The organism is Aeromicrobium sp. CFBP 8757, assembly GCF_014841755.1.
Lineage (GTDB): Bacteria > Actinomycetota > Actinomycetes > Propionibacteriales > Nocardioidaceae > Aeromicrobium.
Map to the genome: position 1 here is coordinate 300367 of NZ_JACYUM010000001.1, position 14805 is coordinate 315171.

At 69.8% G+C, this 14805-nt stretch carries 16 protein-coding genes; 6 read left to right on the forward strand and 10 right to left on the reverse strand.

Features of this window, described 5'->3' with window-relative positions; all coding sequences use genetic code 11:
• Window position 1: 1 nt before the first annotated feature.
• The 4 genes from IFT73_RS01420 to IFT73_RS01435 all read right to left on the reverse strand — a co-directional run bounded on the left by IFT73_RS01420 (window position 2) and on the right by IFT73_RS01435 (window position 3397).
• Window positions 2–643: an enoyl-CoA hydratase/isomerase family protein gene (locus IFT73_RS01420; protein WP_192166029.1), complete on the reverse strand. Its 642-nt coding sequence runs from the start codon at window positions 641–643 to the stop codon at window positions 2–4.
• Window positions 630–1649 (reverse strand): LLM class flavin-dependent oxidoreductase, encoded by a 1020-nt coding sequence (locus IFT73_RS01425; RefSeq protein ID WP_192166031.1) that lies wholly within the window; start codon window positions 1647–1649, stop codon window positions 630–632. Before IFT73_RS01425 ends, IFT73_RS01420 begins: the two co-directional genes overlap by 14 nt.
• A gap of 25 nt (window positions 1650–1674) precedes the next feature.
• Window positions 1675–2637 (reverse strand): flavin reductase, encoded by a 963-nt coding sequence (locus IFT73_RS01430; protein WP_192166032.1) that lies wholly within the window; start codon window positions 2635–2637, stop codon window positions 1675–1677.
• Window positions 2638–2746: 109 nt separating this feature from the next.
• Window positions 2747–3397: a GntR family transcriptional regulator gene (locus IFT73_RS01435; protein ID WP_192166035.1), complete on the reverse strand. Its 651-nt coding sequence runs from the start codon at window positions 3395–3397 to the stop codon at window positions 2747–2749.
• Window positions 3398–5093: 1696 nt separating this feature from the next.
• On the opposite strand from IFT73_RS01435, the gene IFT73_RS01440 reads away from it, so the two are divergent.
• The 5 genes from IFT73_RS01440 (at window position 5094) to IFT73_RS19475 (ending at window position 9653) form a co-directional block, all read left to right on the forward strand.
• On the forward strand, window positions 5094–5705 hold the full coding sequence (locus IFT73_RS01440) for a DUF1349 domain-containing protein (protein WP_371811128.1): 612 nt from the start codon (window positions 5094–5096) through the stop codon (window positions 5703–5705).
• A 36-nt stretch (window positions 5706–5741) separates the two neighbouring features.
• On the forward strand, window positions 5742–6350 hold the full coding sequence (locus IFT73_RS01445; RefSeq protein ID WP_192166037.1) for a TetR/AcrR family transcriptional regulator: 609 nt from the start codon (window positions 5742–5744) through the stop codon (window positions 6348–6350).
• 81 nt (window positions 6351–6431) lie between these two features.
• The gene (locus IFT73_RS01450; RefSeq protein ID WP_192166039.1) at window positions 6432–7109 is read left to right on the forward strand and encodes an SDR family oxidoreductase; all 678 of its coding nucleotides are present in this window, start codon (window positions 6432–6434) and stop codon (window positions 7107–7109) included.
• A 274-nt stretch (window positions 7110–7383) separates the two neighbouring features.
• Entirely contained in the window at window positions 7384–7971 is a 588-nt protein-coding gene (wrbA, locus tag IFT73_RS01455) for an NAD(P)H:quinone oxidoreductase (RefSeq protein WP_192166041.1), read from the forward strand.
• Window positions 7972–8180: 209 nt separating this feature from the next.
• Window positions 8181–9653, forward strand: a complete 1473-nt coding sequence (locus IFT73_RS19475; protein ID WP_192166043.1) for a lysyl oxidase family protein — start codon at window positions 8181–8183, stop codon at window positions 9651–9653.
• Between the two features lie 56 nt (window positions 9654–9709).
• On the opposite strand, the gene IFT73_RS01465 is transcribed toward IFT73_RS19475, so the two are convergent.
• From IFT73_RS01465 to IFT73_RS01490, 6 genes are all read right to left on the reverse strand, one after another.
• Complete coding sequence (locus IFT73_RS01465) at window positions 9710–10885, reverse strand: SGNH/GDSL hydrolase family protein (protein ID WP_192166046.1); 1176 nt, start codon at window positions 10883–10885, stop codon at window positions 9710–9712.
• Window positions 10882–11451, reverse strand: coding sequence for a TetR/AcrR family transcriptional regulator (locus IFT73_RS01470; protein ID WP_192166048.1), 570 nt, complete (start codon window positions 11449–11451; stop codon window positions 10882–10884). Before IFT73_RS01470 ends, IFT73_RS01465 begins: the two co-directional genes overlap by 4 nt.
• Window positions 11452–11546: 95 nt before the next feature.
• A complete protein-coding gene (gene bla, locus IFT73_RS01475; RefSeq protein ID WP_192166050.1) occupies window positions 11547–12467 on the reverse strand; it encodes a class A beta-lactamase in 921 nt (306 codons plus the stop codon).
• A gap of 63 nt (window positions 12468–12530) precedes the next feature.
• Window positions 12531–12854, reverse strand: coding sequence for a hypothetical protein (locus IFT73_RS01480; RefSeq protein ID WP_192166052.1), 324 nt, complete (start codon window positions 12852–12854; stop codon window positions 12531–12533).
• A 67-nt stretch (window positions 12855–12921) separates the two neighbouring features.
• Window positions 12922–13089, reverse strand: coding sequence for a hypothetical protein (locus tag IFT73_RS01485; RefSeq protein ID WP_157432493.1), 168 nt, complete (start codon window positions 13087–13089; stop codon window positions 12922–12924).
• A 37-nt stretch (window positions 13090–13126) separates the two neighbouring features.
• Window positions 13127–14074, reverse strand: a complete 948-nt coding sequence (locus IFT73_RS01490; protein WP_192166054.1) for a GlxA family transcriptional regulator — start codon at window positions 14072–14074, stop codon at window positions 13127–13129.
• A 97-nt stretch (window positions 14075–14171) separates the two neighbouring features.
• On the opposite strand from IFT73_RS01490, the gene IFT73_RS01495 reads away from it, so the two are divergent.
• Window positions 14172–14804 (forward strand): isochorismatase family protein, encoded by a 633-nt coding sequence (locus IFT73_RS01495; RefSeq protein ID WP_197983459.1) that lies wholly within the window; start codon window positions 14172–14174, stop codon window positions 14802–14804.
• Window position 14805: the final 1 nt, after the last annotated feature.

Here is a 14805-nt window from a genome sequence, read left to right on the forward strand (position 1 = left end):
CCTACACCGCTGCGCGCACCGTCGACTGCCAGGCGGCGACGCCGACGCGAATGGCCTCGGGATCCGCGGTCGCCAGTGCGGTGGTCGTCGCCACCGCGTGGTCTCGCAGCTCGTGGTCGGGCACGATCTGCGAGACGAGGCCGATCCTGCGGGCTTCCTCCGCGTCGACGGGCGCCGCGGAGAAGGCGAGGTCGAAGGCTGCTCGCCGTCCGACCGCCGCCGCCTGAGCGCCGATCAGCTCAGAGGGGAAGAACCCCTTGGACAGCTCAGGAAGCCCGAAGGTGGCGGAGGCGCCGCAGAGGACACGGGGGCACGCGCCGAGCATCGCCAGTGCGCCGCCGCGGGCCGCGCCCTGGACGACCGCGGTCCAGTGGATGGGAGCCGCGAGAAGCGAGTCCACGACCGAGTCGAGGGCCGCGCCGCCCGTGTCCAGCTCCGCGAGGTCGACGCCGGCGCAGAAGGCGGGTCCTTCGGCGTCGAGCGTCGCGACGAGGACGCCCCACCCCTCGATCGTCGCCACGGCCTCGGCGAGCTCAGCGGCCAGCCGGCCGTTGATCGCGTTGCGCCGCTCGGGGCGTGCCAAGGTCAGCACGGCGGTCGTCTCCGACTCCCTGCGGAGGACGACCGTCTCAGGCGAGCTCACGCCGCATCCTCTCGGCCACAGGTGCCAGGGACTGGTCCCACTCCCCGCCCTCGGCCGAGATGAGGAAGCTGTCGACTCCCATCTCGCGGTACGCCGCCAGCGTCTTCATGACCCTGTCTTCCGTGCCCACGAGCGCCGAGGCGTTGCCGAGACCGTTCATGGCCGCGACGATGCCAGTCCACATGCAGTCGTCATGGACTTCGGCCTCTTGAGCAGCCTTGAGCTGGCGGTTGCGCCCGGCATCCTCGGCGTGCACGCGGTCCGACACCTGTCCGCCCTTGGCGATGAACTTCTGGTAGACCGGCTCGCTACGAGCACGCTCCCAGGCCTCCTCGTCGGTCGCTCCGAGGTACAGCCGGAAGCTGAGGCTGATGCGGGGGCGCGGGCGGCCGTAGCCTGCCGCCTTGTCCTCGATCTCCTTGATGCGGTCACGCACGTCAGCCTGGGGCTCGCCCCACAGCATGTACACGTCAGCCTTGGCCGCACCGAACTCGAGCGCCGCACCGCTGGCACCGCCCATGTGGATGCGGACAGGCATGGCCTTCATCTCGTTCGGACGAACGTCCTCGAACTTGTAGTACTGGCCCTCGTGGGACACCGGCTCCTCGGCGGCCCAGATGGCCTGGAGGGCGTCGACGTACTCGGCGGCCCGCACGTACCGGTCGTCGTGAGCGACGTAGTCGCCCTCGCGCAGCTGGTCGCCGGGAGCTCCGCCCGCCAGGATGTGGACGTCGATGCGGCCGCCCGAGATGCGGCTCAGCGTGCTCAGGGCACGAGCCGCGACGGGCGGCTCCATCACTCCGGGCCGATGAGCGAGCAGGACGTTCAGCTCGGGGTTGGCAGCCAGCGTGAGTCCCGACAGCACGAAGCCGTCCGGTCCGAAGCTGTGATAGCCGATGAGCCCGCGGTCCAGACCCTTCACGGCGGCCATGGTGCTGGTGATGTCCGCGATGGACTGCCCGTTCGCCGCAGGGCTTGTGTAGCTGTAGATCTCGAGTTCGGTCATGTCGTGTCTCCTCGTGAGGTGAAGGTCAGGACGCCAGGTCTTCGGCGGCAACCAGCTGCCCGCCGTCGAAGAACTGGCCGTTGGTGTAGATCAACGGGGCTGAGTTGCTGCCGGCGACGGCCTTGATTCGGCCGATGAAGATGGTGTGGGTGGAGGCATGGAGGGTGTCTTGAAGCTCGACCTCCATCGTGGAGGTGGCACCGTCGAGCAGCGGAACTCCGAGCTCGCCGCGGTGCCATTCGACGTGGTCGAACTTCCGTTCCTGCTTGGTGGCGAAGACCCGCGCAACGCCCATCTGGTCGGCGGCGAGCACGCTCACGCCGAAGTACTTCGAGGCGATCAGGTGCGAGTAGGTGGAGCTGTTCTTCTGGACGCAGATCAGGATGAGCGGCGGCTCCAGCGAGACACTGGAGAAGGCGTTGACGGCCAGCCCCCGGGGCTCCCCGTTGCTGTCGGTCGACACGACCGTCACACCGGTGATCATGGTGCGGTGCATCGCGCGGACTGCATCAGGTCCGGCTGCCGAGTCGACAGCCACCTCGTCGGCGCCTGACCCACTGAGCGGCACGCCTAGGGACGAGTACTTCCCGCGTCGGTCGTAAATGACCGACTCCTCGACGACGGTGTCGCCATCGAACGTGGAGAACGTCGCGCCGGAGACGGAGTAGGTACGCCCCGTGGCTGGGAGGCCCAGGTAGGTGTCCGTCAGCGTTCCGTTGCTCGTCCAGTAGAGGGCGACCTCGTCGCTACCTTCGACGACTCGTTCCACGGTCATCGTGAGGTCGGGGAAGGCGCGACGCATGTCGACGATCGAGGCCTTCAGCTCTTCGCGCGACTGCTGCGAGCTTCGTCCGTGACGGACGAACGAAGACGCCAGCACCCCGTCAAGCGCATCCACTTCGCCTCGTCCCCATGCGCGTTCCAAGGCGTCCAGGAGGGAGGCGGTGCGGGACGTCGTTCCAAGATGGGCGGTAGCAGGCTGTTCCATGAGGGCTCCCTGGTCGTCTGTGAGCGATCATCTCGAATAACCGCTTGTATCTGGTATATCAGATTTCAGAGCGTTTCGGAACAGTGCCGGTCACGTAGGCGGGGTCTACCTAGGTGCCTTGTGCGCCGCCGTCGTCCACTCGACCTGCAAGGTGGTGGCGCAGACGATCCGCCGCCTGGTGGAAGTGGCCTTCCATCACCGAGCGAGCGAGACGTCCGTCGCCCGCCTCGATGGCGTCGACGATCTGTGCGTGCTCAGGCAGGCTGCAACTTGCTTGCTCTGGCACGACGTCCGAGAGGCGGTCAGGGAAAAGACGAGCCGCGCGGGCAATCAGGGCCGTCACTCGCGGCGCGTGACTGGACTGGTTCACGCTGCGATGGAACTCAAAGTTCGCAGTCGCCACGTCGCCGCCGCTGGACGATGCCTGGGCCACAGCCTCGCTCAGCGCCCGCATACGGGCGCGTTCATCGTCATTCGCACGCTCGGCCGCCCAACCTGCCGCCATGCCGGAAAGGGACGCCATCAGCTCGAAGTTGTCCAGCAGGTCCGAGTCCGTGATGCCGAGGACGGTGATGCCACTCCGGGGTGCCAGTCTCACCAGGCCGTCGTTCGCCAGATCAAGGCACGCCTCCCGCACGGGGGTCCGACTGGTTCCGAATTCCGCGGACAGCGCATCGAGGTCGATGCGTTGGCCTGAGACGAGCGACCCAAGCAGGATCCTGTGCCGCAGTTCCCCCGCAACGCGGTCGCGCACGGTCATGCCTAGGTGGGACGCAGCGCGGTCGCCCGGTCGGCGCCAAAGACTGCCGAGGGCGTCGACGGATGGCTGAGACGGCTGAGGCATGGTGATCCCTTCGGTGACATTCACCGTATATCAGGTATCAGAACATGACTGCTGCGTTGATAGAGAGCGGTGGGACGCGTGTCTGGGCACCAGCCGGGTGTCTTGTCAGCGAGCTGAGCGAGCTGAGCGAGCGTAGGACTACAGCGGTGTCGTTACCCCGCGACAGAATCGCAGCCTGATACGTACCGACCTGAACCCGGACAAGATGGAGTAGAGGAAGCGCGACGAAGGGGGACGGACAGGTGCGCCGCACCACTTGTGTCTGCTTCAAGCACCCTCAGCAAGCACGACCTCCACGGGCGGCCAACGCACCTCCAGCCCGACCGATGCGCCACTTGGTGACCGGCTTCGAGCTCACGCCGCCACCTGGGGCGTCATCGCCGAACACGCGATCGACATCGAGCTGGACATCCTCGGACTCGACGAACCTCGAGGGTTCGTGTTCTACGCCGTCGACGGTGCTTCCGTCGTCTGCGAGGTGAAGGGGAGCGGCGAAGCCGTGGAGGTGGCGGAGCAGTTCCGTGGGGAGCCCCGTTCCTGCTGGCCGAGATTGCGCGAATGGCCAACCTGTCGCCCGAAGCCAGGGTTGGGTCGATCGTGTATTCCTCCCGGGAGTGCAGTCGCCATGGCCCTGTTGGTGAAGTACTCGACACCGTGCGCAAGGAGCTGGGAGCTTGCAACAAGCAGCAGCGATCTCCGCACCGCGCCCGGCTCCTCGACGAGGAAATTCTCCGCTCCGCCATCCTCGAGGCTGCTGAAGAACTCAGCCGCGTCGCAGCAGCGATGATCGCTGCAGGCCGTGTGACCGACCCGGATCCCGAGCAAATGCACGGCTGGACGAAGTCCTGGCCCGACCGTCGAAGTCGACGAGTTCGGTCGACCCGCGTATGGCAGCACGAAGTCATGGCGCCGCACACCAGCAGCCACGAACAGTGTTGTGGTGCAAGTTGCCGGCCCGAGCAAGGACGACCACTGGTCAGGGGACCACTTCATCAGCCGCTTCGGCCCGGCGGGCAGGAACTTCACGGGAACCCACAGCGGGCTCAGCGACGGGCTCGAAGACCTATCTGACCTCCCGATGGGCGCGGTCGCGGTGCATCTGCCGGACGCGTCGAAGCCGGTCTAGCCGTCAGGGTTGGCAAGACCTTCTGCGCCGCTCTTGTCGTGCCAGTCATCTATGGTGCATGGGGTGGCATCTGCTACCGCAACCATCAACTTCACGCTCAGAAGGCCTTTAGCAGGGTGGCAGGTCCAGACGTTCTGGTCTGTCCCCGCTACCACCACGAAGGCCCTCACAGGATTGACTGTGAGGGCCTTCGTCATGTGTGCGGCCTCCTGGCCGACCGAGCCCTCGCAGCGGGTTGGCCGTCCACGCTCTCGACGCCGCCGTCCTGTTCCGCCTCGCGCTCGAGTCGGCTCCGGCCGGCACGACGGGGCGGGCAGTTGCCGACGAGGTGACCAGGTCCGCGACATCGACGCGATGGACCACGGATGCTGGGCTGCGCTTCGTCCTTGGGGTGCTCCGCGGGTCTGCATGCTGGGTGGGCGGGTTGGTCGTCAGCGACCTTGAGGGCACGGTCGTTGGCGTGCTCGCGTGTGGGACGCTGGCTCGGTGACCCCTCCAGCGGACCGTTCGGCTCCCGTCGCCCTGCACTGGCGGTCCGGCTCGTGGACGACACCACCGCCGTCGGCCGTGGAGCGTGGCACGAGCCTGCTGGTGACGGCCGCCGAGGGTAGTGACGCGTGGCGTCACACGTCCTACGGATTCGTCCACGCCAGCGAGCACGCGCTGCTGGCGGGGATGCCACCGAGCTCGAGCGTCGAGGTCACGTTCGTCGCGGATCTGCCGGAGCAGTTCGACCAGGCCGGTGTCTTCCTGAAGGTGGACGAGACCCGGTGGATCAAGGCGGGCGTGGAGCGCTCCGACGGCGTCCTCCAGCTGGGGGCCGTCGTGACCGATGGGTGGTCGGACTGGTCGGTCGCACCCGTCCCGGGCTGGGCCGGCGGTCGGGTCACGATCCGGGTGAGCCGGACCGCCGAGTCCGTGACGATCCGGGCCAGGCTGGACGATCAAGCCTTCCAGCTCGTGCGGGTGGCACCGCTGCGCACCGAGGACGAGATCGGCGCCGGGCCCTACGTCTGCGCTCCGACACGCGACGGGCTGACGACCGAGTTCCTGTCCTGGACGGCCGGACCGCCTGACGCCGACCTCCATCCGGACTGAGAGGAGCTCGTCCACCCGCGGCGATAGGCTGGGCCGATGGTGTCACCACCCGGGTCGACCGGCGAGAGCTCGCTACGGGCAGATGCCGCGCGCAACCGCGAGCGCATCGCCGAGGCGGCACGATCCGCGTTCGCCGAGCTGGGAGCCGATGCCCCGATTGCGGAGATCGCGCGGCGTGCCGGCGTGGGTTCGGCGACGCTGTACCGGCGGTTCCCGACCAGGGACGACCTGCTCGAGCTGGTGTTCGCCGACCAGATCGTGCGGTGCGCCGACGAGGTCGAGGGCCTCGTCGACCGCGCTGACCCGTGGGAGGCCTTCGCGGAGTACCTGACGTTCCTGTTCGAGCTGCAGCGCGAGGACCGGGCCTTCACCACTGCCCTGCTCCGGTCCTTCCCCGAGGGTGGTCGCCTGGCCCGCGAGCATCGACGAGCCGACGACGGTCTCGAGCTGCTCGTGGATCGGGCACGCGCCGCCGGGGTGCTGCGCGCCGACTTCGCAGGCGTCGACGTGGTGATGCTCCTCCAGGCGCACGAGGGCGTCATCGCCGGCTTCGACGCGGCGGATCGGGACGGTGCCGAGGCGGCGTCGGCCCGCGTGGCCGCCATCCTGCTGGACGGTTGCCGTCCGCGCGGGGCACGAACCTGAGCGCACACGACTAAGTGGAGAGCAGTCCCCGCTTACGTGTAGGCTCCTAAGTGAACGTACATCCCCACTTAGGAGCATGCCATGAGCACGATCGCCATCGTCGGAGCCGGACCGGGTCTGGGACTCGCCATCGCCCGCGTCTTCGGAGAGAAGGGATTCTCCGTGGCACTCATCTCCCGGACGCAGAGCCGCCTCGACGAGCTCGCCAAGACGCTGGGCGACGAGGGCATCGAGGCGCGCGGCTTCGCCGGCGACGTGATGGACCGCGACAGCCTTGCGGCCGCCCTGGCTTCGGCCAAGGAGAGCTTCGGCTCGATCGACGTGCTCGAGTTCTCGCCGGCCCCGCACTCGCCGGTACCGGGACTCGAGATGGTCGGAGCGCTGGACCTCACCGTCGACTCCATGGCACCCCAGCTGGAGTTCTACCTGTACTCGGCCATCGCGGCGGTCCGCGAGGTGCTGCCCGAGATGCTGGAACGCCGCTCGGGGACGCTGCTGTTCACGACGGGCGGCGGCTCGATCAGCCCGATCCCGATGATGGGCAACATCAATGCCGCCTCGGCGGCTCTGCGCAACTGGGCCGTCAACCTGAACGGCGCACTCGCCGGCTCCGGCGTGCACGCCGCGTACGTCGCGATCAACCTGCTGATCGACTCCGGGCCGGAAGAGGCGTCCGCGACCGCCATCGCGCCGCTGTACTGGACGGCCTACGAGGCGCGCGACACCGCCGAATACCTCTACGCGCTCGACTCCGACTGAGTGCGGCACCAGGGGCAGCGTCATTGGTTCTGCTCGAAGCACGTCTCGTCCCGCTTCGACAGGTCATGCACCCGTTGCCGACCCCGCCCCGAGAGGTCCAGATAGGCGACGCCGCGGCCTTCGCCGGCATCGCCCTCGACGACGTCCGTGACGCCTTCGGCGGCGCCGCACCCGGATCGGCAGCGATGCGGATCGGGCGCTGGTGCACGGCCGGTGGCGCATCGGGACCTGATTGCGCCATGCGGGCACCCGACGACGTGGGTACCGTCGAATCATGACGAAACTCGCGATCATCTACTACTCCAGCTACGGAACGATCCACTCGATGGCGTCTTGCCTCGCGGCCACCGCCGAGAGCAGTGGAGCCGAGGTGCGCCTGCGCCGGGTACGTGAGACCGCTCCCGACGACGTCGTGAAGAGCGTCGAGCCGTGGGCCGCGCACGCCGAGTCGGTGGCCGACCAGCCCGTGGCCGAGCCCGCCGACATCGACTGGGCCGACGCGGTCATCTTCGGGTCGGGGACGCGCTACGGCCACGTGACCAGCCAGCTGCAGTCGTTCATCGACACCCTGGGCCCGCTGTGGCAGGAGGGGAAGCTCGCCGACAAGGTGTACGCCGCCATCACCTCGGCCTCCACCCAGCACGGCGGCCACGAGACGACCCTCGAGGCGATGAACACGACGTTCGCGCACTTCGGCGGCATCATCGTCCCGCCCGGCTACACCGACCAGGTCAAGTTCAACGACGGCAACCCCTACGGTGTCAGCAAGGTGGCGGGCAGCGACCTGGACGACGCCGACACGGCCGCGCTCGACCACCTGGTCACCCGGGTGCTCACCGTGGCCGGCAAGCTGAACAGCTGAATCCACGCGAGCTCCGGAGGGACGACCGCCACGTGCGGTCGTCCCTCCGTCGTGTGCGGCAGGTCGTGCAGAGGGACTTCTTCGACGCTCCCAGGGACCTTCGACCCTGATGATGGGGCGAGCGGTGGGGTCGAGTGATGCATAGACGAAGGGGCGTCCAGTCGTCGGCTCGCGACGACGACAACTGCTCGTGAAGAGGTGGCAGTCTCGTGACCGCATCCAGCTCCCGCACCTGGCCCCGCAGGGCCGCCGCGATCGTGACGCTGTCCGTGGTGGTGACGCTGGGAGTGCCGGCCGTCGCGCCTGCAGCGACCGGCGCAGAGACGAACGCGTCGTCGGCGCGGCAGCTGGAGGCGCAGCGGGCGTCGGCCGACACCACGTTGAACTCGGTCGGTGCGCGCTACGTCGGCGCGCGGATCCCGATCAAGGGCTACACCTCGGGGCTGAGCTCAGGCAAGCACAAGCTCGTCCTGCAACGCCGCAAGCCCGGCACGCGCCGATGGGTCACGCGCGCCGTCAAGCGCGTGCGCAACGGCGCCTACCGGTTCAGCTCCCAGTCGTGGAGGACTGCGGGGCGCGTGAAGTTCCGCACGGTGCTGTACTCACGAGGCCGCGTGGCCGACGTCTCGAACGTCATCACGGTCAAGGTGCTGGCCGCACCGCAGGTCACCTGCGCGAACGCCCCCAGCCCGAGCACGTGCCCGAGACCCGCCTCGATCGTCGAGCAACGCGTCGTCGAAGTGCCCAGCTGCCCCCAGCTGACCGTGACCCGGCGCGACGAGACACGCGTCGTGTCGTGGGCCTGGGACGCCGGCCGCCTGGAGTGGGTGCAGAGCCCGCAGGCCTGGGTGCAGGTGGGGGCCGAGACGTCGCGGGCCGCGGGTGCGGCCGACTGCATCAAGGTCGTCGACCGGGCACCCGCGGGTGCGGCCCTCCCGGACCTGCGGATCAAGGACCTGACGAAGTGCGGTCTCGGCGACTCCGCGGCGACGGGGGGAACCTGCTTCATGATCGTCCCCGCGGCGCCGTTCAACCCCTCCTTCCCCGCGTTGGCGGGCAGGAAGCTGCTGAAGTTCGGCGTGATCACGATGAACGTCGGCGACGGACCGGGGGAGATCGTCGCCGATCGCTCCAGTCCCGACGCCGCCTCGTGGCGGGCGTTCCAGAGCTTCTACGACCCGAGCGGCGCGCTGCTGGGCTCCGTGGCCAAGCCGGAGGTGCAGTTCTACTTCGCCGGTGACGGCCACGACCACTGGCACGTGCGCGACTTCGACACCTACGAGCTCCTCGACGCGACCGGGGCCGTGGCGGCACGTGCGGAGAAGCACGGCTACTGCATGCAGGACAACACCTCGTACGAGCCGTTCAGGGCGCAACCCCGTGTACCGGCCGCACCCGTCTACACCGATGCGACCTCGTGCGGGAAGGGCCTGCCCGACGCCCTGACGATCATCCACGGCCTCAGCAGGGGATGGGGCGACACGTACCCGACCACCCTCCCGGACCAGGCCATCGACGTCACGGACCTCGCCGACGGCGAGTACACGGTGCGCGTGCACGCCGACGCGGTGGGCGCCGTCACCGAGTCCGACGAGAGCAACAACACCACCGAGGTCAGGATCTCGATCGCCGGGAACGCGGTGACCGTCGTCCCCGGCACGTCGTCGGGCGGGCTCTCCTGAGGCGTCTGCCGGCGTTCGCGCACCCGCACCGACGGCGGCTCGTCGCGCGAGCCTGATCAGCCCCCGACAGGGGCGAAGGCGCCACCGTCGCCGAAGGCCGTCGCGGCGAAGCGATCGCCGATGAGCCGGTGCGTCGCCGCGTCCGGGTGCAGGGCGTCGGGCAGGGGGTGGTCGACGGCGTCCGCCTCGCCGTAGAGGGCCAGTCCGTCGAGGTGGTGCAGGTGGGGATCGGTCGCCGAGCGCTGCTCGACGATGCGGGACAGCTCGCTGCGGATCACGCCCAGCGTGAGCTTGCCCGCAGCCCGCTCGGACGGGTCGCCGGTGGCGACGAACCGCACCTGCCCGTCACTCATCTCGACGGCACCCGGCCCGGGGGTCTCCTCGTGGATCGGGCACCAGAGGGGGGAGATCACCAGCAGGGGGACGTCGGGGTGACCGTCCCGGATCGTGTCGAGGAACCCGTGCACGGCCGGCCCGAACGCCCGTAGCCGCATGAGGTCGAGGTTGACCAGGTTGATGCCCATCTTGACGCTGACGAGATCGGCCGGCGTGTCCCGCATGGTGCGGGCCGTGAACGGGTCGAGCAGGGCGCTGCCGCCCATGCCCAGGTTCGTCAGGGCGACCCCTCCACGAGCCGCCGCGAGAGCGGGCCACGTGGTGCTGGGGCTGGCGGCGTTCGAGCCGTGACTGATCGAGCTGCCGTGGTGCAGCCACGCGCGGCGGGCGTCGTCGGCGGCCGGGGCGATCGAGGCGTCCGAGCGGATCGCCACGAGCTCGGTGGTCTCGGTGTGCGGCAGCCAGATCTCGACGTCCTTGGCCCGCGCGGGCAGGCCCTCGAAGCGGACGGAGGCGGCCTGCCCGGGACGGGTGGCGGCCGACCCGGTCGCCAGGTCGATCTCGAGCACGTTGCCGCCCGCGACGACACCCTGGTCGAGGAGCACGCCGTCGACCACCACGTCGTAGACGCCGTCCGGACGCGGAGGAGCGCCCCGGTACGAGACCTTGGTCGGCCGGGTCCGCAGCTCGACGACCGTCGCGTCGGTGCGGAACGCCAGACGGACGCCCGACGGCTGTGACTCGGCCATGAGCAGCTGGCCGTCGCCGCTCTGCCGACGCGCCCAGGCGGGCAACCGGTGCGGGATCACGCCGTCCGTGGTCTGCTCGAGCTCGATGGCGCCGCGCACCAGGTCGGCCGTGATCGGTGTCGTCCGCAGGGGGTTCGTGGCGCTCATGAGGTGGGCCAGCCGAGCAGGAGGGCGTGCAGGGACTCGAGGATCTTCTCCCACGACTGCTGGGCGTCGGGACTGCTGTGGCTGAACCCGCCGCCCCGCTCGAGGCTGACGTACCCGTGGAAGACGCTCCCGAGCAGCCGGACGGCGTGGGTCTGGTCGGCCTCCGTCAGGTCGTAGCCCCGCAGCACCGCTCGCATCATGGCCGAGTGCCGGGGGCCCGCGCTGGCCGCGGCCGTCGCGGCGTCCAGCGGCAGCCGCGCGGCGTCGTACCGGCCGGGGTGGTGGTGGCCGTAGTCCCGGTAGACGTCGCCGAGTGCTGCCAGCGCGTCCTGACCCGCCCGGCCGGCCAGCGCCTCCGCACCGAGGTCGGCCATCTCCTGGAGAGCGAGGAGCGCGATCCGGGTGCGCAAGTCGTCCGAGCTCGCGACGTGGGCGTACAGGCTCGGTGCCTTGACGCCGAGTCGTCGAGCCACCTCGGAGACTGTCACCCGGTCGAGCCCGACCTCGTCCGCGAGCTCTGCGCCCGCCTCGGATATCCGTTCGGACGTGAGTCCTGCTCGTGCCATCGTGTGCCCCTCGTCGTGGTCGACCAGGTGGCCGACCGAGAAACTACAGGCTATAGGTAGAACATGAATAGTCATAGTCTCGTGCGAGGCACCGACTACCGCAGGGCGTCGACGGCGATGCGGGTCGCCGGGGCGACGACGGCGTCGTCGGACGGGGCGTCGACGTCGTCACGGCTCGTCATGACGGCGATCAGCACGGCTGCACGCCCCGGCGGGAACGCGACGGCCACGTCGTTGCGGACGCCGTGGTCCGCGCTGCCCGTCTTGTCGGCCACGACCCATCTGTCGGGGACGCCGGCGCGGATCAGCTCGTCGCCGGTCGTGCTGCCGACCATCAGTGTCCGCAGGAGGTCGCGATCGCTCGCGGGCAGGGTGTCGCCCAGGACGTAGGCGCCGACGGTCGTCGCGATCGCCCGCGGGGTGGTCGTGTCGCGGACCTCGCCCGGCACGGCGGAGTTCAGGTCGGGCTCGATGCGCACCGGCCGGGTGACGCGGTCGCCGAGACGCTCGAGCGCGCGGTCGAGGCCCGCGGGCCCGCCGACCTCCTCGAACAACAGGTTGGCCGCGGTGTTGTCGCTGAAGCGCAGCGCCGCGTCCATGACGGCCCGCAGGGTCATCCCGGTGCCGACGTGCTGCTCGGTGACGGGGGAGTACGGCACCAGGTCCCCGGCGTCGAAGCGGATGACCCGCGACAGGTCTTCGGACGGGACGAGGTCGAGGACCGCGGCCGCCAGCGGAGCCTTGATCGTCGAGGCGAAGGCGAACCGCTCGCCGCTGCGCCAGGTCACGGAGCGTCCTGAGCCGGTGTCCAGGACGAAGACCCCGACGCGGGCGTCGTGCCTCTTCTCGAGCGCGGAGAAGGCCTGGTCGGTGGTCGCCGAGACGTCGGCGACGTCGGACGGTCGCGCGCCGGCGTCGCGCCCCGGACGGTCGACGGGCGTGCTCGCGCACGCGGCCACCAGGGCGGCCACCGAGACCACGACGGCCCGGAGCGCGATGCGGTCCGTGAGCCTCATGGCATCGTCCTGGCGTGCTGCCTGCTGCGTCGGTCTCGGTCGTCGGCCGCGGGCGACGGTCGGCTAGGTGGCATCGGACTCGTTGATCGTGGCCATGAGGCGGTCGACGAGCTCATCGAGGCGGTTGACGAGGAACTTCGCCTCGGCCCCGCTGCTGGTCGTGACCAAGAGGCATCTTCTGGGGGAGAAGGTGCGGGGATTCCAGCTACGGTCCGTCCGCTCGACCGCCGTGATCGAGCGAAGGTCGACGGTGAAGGGCTTCCCGCCGGTGCGACGGTCCAGCACGTGCGGCACGAACTCGAATCGTCCGCGGCCGACCTCGATGCGTCCGCCGATCGCGCGGCGGCCTTGGTAGAGGCTCGCTCCGTGCTTCCATGAGGTCGTCATGCGTTCATCGTGACCCACGGACACCCGCACCTCACCGGGCGCACCGGCTCCCACCGCGCTGAGGACGTCAGTGAGACCGGACCGACAGCACCTGCCAGCCGTCGGGGACGCGGTCGTCGAGGGCGTCGCGCGCGGTGTCGTAGTCGTCGGCGCGAGCCGTGATGACGTCCATCACGAGGTCGTCGAGGGGTGTTCCGGGTCGGGGACGGGTGCGGATCGTGGCCGTGAGCTGCATCCGTCCGACGGTAGCCGCGGGGCCTGACAGAACCGCCCTACGCGGTGCCGGCGAACCGGCGACGGTACGACGTGGGCGTCGTGCCGTAGGCGTCGCCGAAGCGCTGGCGGAACGTCACGACGCTGCCGAAGCCGGTGCGGGCGGCGATCGCCTCGATCGGCAGCGACGAGCGCTCGAGCAGGCGACGGGACTCGTCGAGCCGCCGTGTCACGAGCCAGCGGGCGGGTGTCGACCCCGTCACCTCGGCGAACCGCCGGGTGAAGTTGCGTCTGCTCATGCGCGCGTGCGCCGCCATCGTCTCCACCGAGATCTGCTCGTCGAGGTGCGAGAGGGCCCAGTCGATCGTCGGGCCCAGCTGCCCCGTGCCGTCCGGGTCGGGCATCGGCCGCGCGATGTACTGGGCCTGGCCGCCGTCGCGGTGGGGCGCGACGACGAGGTACCGCGCGAGGGTCGCCGCCGCCTCGGACCCGAGCTCGCGCCGCACGACGTGCAGGCACGCGTCGATCGCCGAGGCGGTGCCGGCCGACGTCAGCACGTCGCCGTGGTCGACGTAGATCGCATCGGCGGTGACCGTCACCGCGGGGTGCCTGGCCGAGAGCTCGTCGGCCGCGTCCCAGTGCGTCACGACCGTCCTGCCGTCGAGGACTCCCGAGCCGGCCAGGGGGAACGCGCCGAGGCACAGGCCCACGAGGCCGACGTCCCGCCGCGCGGCGACGTCGATCGCGGACGCGACGTCGGCATCGGCCGGGCGCAGGTCGGCATGCCACGACGGGAAGACCAGCAGATCGGCGTCGAGGACGGCGTCGGGCCCGGCGAGGTCGTCCAGCGTGACGCCCTCGGCCGTCGTGACCCGCGGCGCGCTGCTCCAGACCACGGTCGACCAGTCCGGCGCGAGGCCGAGGTGGTCGACCTCGCCGAAGACCGTCGTGGGCACCGCGAGGTGGAACAGGCTGATGCCTTCGAAGGCGTGGATCGCGATGCGCATGGTCTGTCCTGAATCCATCGGTAGTCGGCTTCTGCGCCACTCACGATAGCGGCGCCGGGCGGCGAGCATGGAGGTCCACCACCCCGAGGAGACCATCGTGACCACCACCCGCGCGCTCATCGTCGTCGACGTCCAGAACGAGTACTTCGACGGCATCCTGCAGGTCCAGTACCCGCCCCGCGACGAGACGCTGGCCAACATCGCCCGTGCGATCGACACCGCCGTCGAGCTCGACCTGCCCGTCGTGGTGCTGCAGCACGAGGCGCCTGAGGGGTCGCCCGTGTTCGCCGTCGGCTCGTCGAGCTGGTCGCTGCACCCCGAGATCGAGCGTCGCCTGGCGCCCGGCTTCCACCGCGCCTCGAAGGTGCTGGGCAGCGCTTTCACCGGTGAGGGCGTCGCCGAGTTCCTGGCCGAGCGGCACGTCGACACCGTCACGATCGTCGGCTACATGACGAACAACTGCGACATCGCGACGGCCGTCGACGCCGAGATCCGCGGCATCGACGCCGAGGTGCTGTCGGACGCGTCGGGGGCCATCCACCTGTCGAACGAGGCCGGCGAGGTCTCGGCCGAGCAGGTGCACCAGACGCTCATGGTGCTCCTGAACTCGAACTTCGCGGCGGTCGGCAGCACGGACGACTGGATCGAGGCCGCCCGCACGGGCGCCGCGCTGCCGAAGAGCGATCTGGGATCGTCCGCCGTGCAGGGACGCGAGCGCTTCGGCGCCTGAC

Excerpts from the sequence above, each read along its gene's own strand:
- IFT73_RS01435 (WP_192166035.1), bottom strand. The coding sequence starts at position 3,397 with ATGACCGTGCGCGACCGCGTTGCGGGGGAACTGCGGCACAGGATCCTG.
- IFT73_RS01465 (WP_192166046.1), bottom strand. The coding sequence starts at position 10,885 with ATGAGCGCCACGAACCCCCTGCGGACGACACCGATCACGGCCGACCTG.
- IFT73_RS01450 (WP_192166039.1), top strand. The coding sequence starts at position 6,432 with ATGAGCACGATCGCCATCGTCGGAGCCGGACCGGGTCTGGGACTCGCC.
- IFT73_RS01425 (WP_192166031.1), bottom strand. The coding sequence starts at position 1,649 with ATGACCGAACTCGAGATCTACAGCTACACAAGCCCTGCGGCGAACGGG.
- IFT73_RS01430 (WP_192166032.1), bottom strand. The coding sequence starts at position 2,637 with ATGGAACAGCCTGCTACCGCCCATCTTGGAACGACGTCCCGCACCGCC.
- IFT73_RS01470 (WP_192166048.1), bottom strand. The coding sequence starts at position 11,451 with ATGGCACGAGCAGGACTCACGTCCGAACGGATATCCGAGGCGGGCGCA.
- wrbA (WP_192166041.1), top strand. The coding sequence starts at position 7,384 with ATGACGAAACTCGCGATCATCTACTACTCCAGCTACGGAACGATCCAC.
- IFT73_RS01485 (WP_157432493.1), bottom strand. The coding sequence starts at position 13,089 with ATGCAGCTCACGGCCACGATCCGCACCCGTCCCCGACCCGGAACACCC.
- IFT73_RS01490 (WP_192166054.1), bottom strand. The coding sequence starts at position 14,074 with ATGCGCATCGCGATCCACGCCTTCGAAGGCATCAGCCTGTTCCACCTC.
- IFT73_RS01480 (WP_192166052.1), bottom strand. The coding sequence starts at position 12,854 with ATGACGACCTCATGGAAGCACGGAGCGAGCCTCTACCAAGGCCGCCGC.
- bla (WP_192166050.1), bottom strand. The coding sequence starts at position 12,467 with ATGAGGCTCACGGACCGCATCGCGCTCCGGGCCGTCGTGGTCTCGGTG.
- IFT73_RS01445 (WP_192166037.1), top strand. The coding sequence starts at position 5,742 with ATGGTGTCACCACCCGGGTCGACCGGCGAGAGCTCGCTACGGGCAGAT.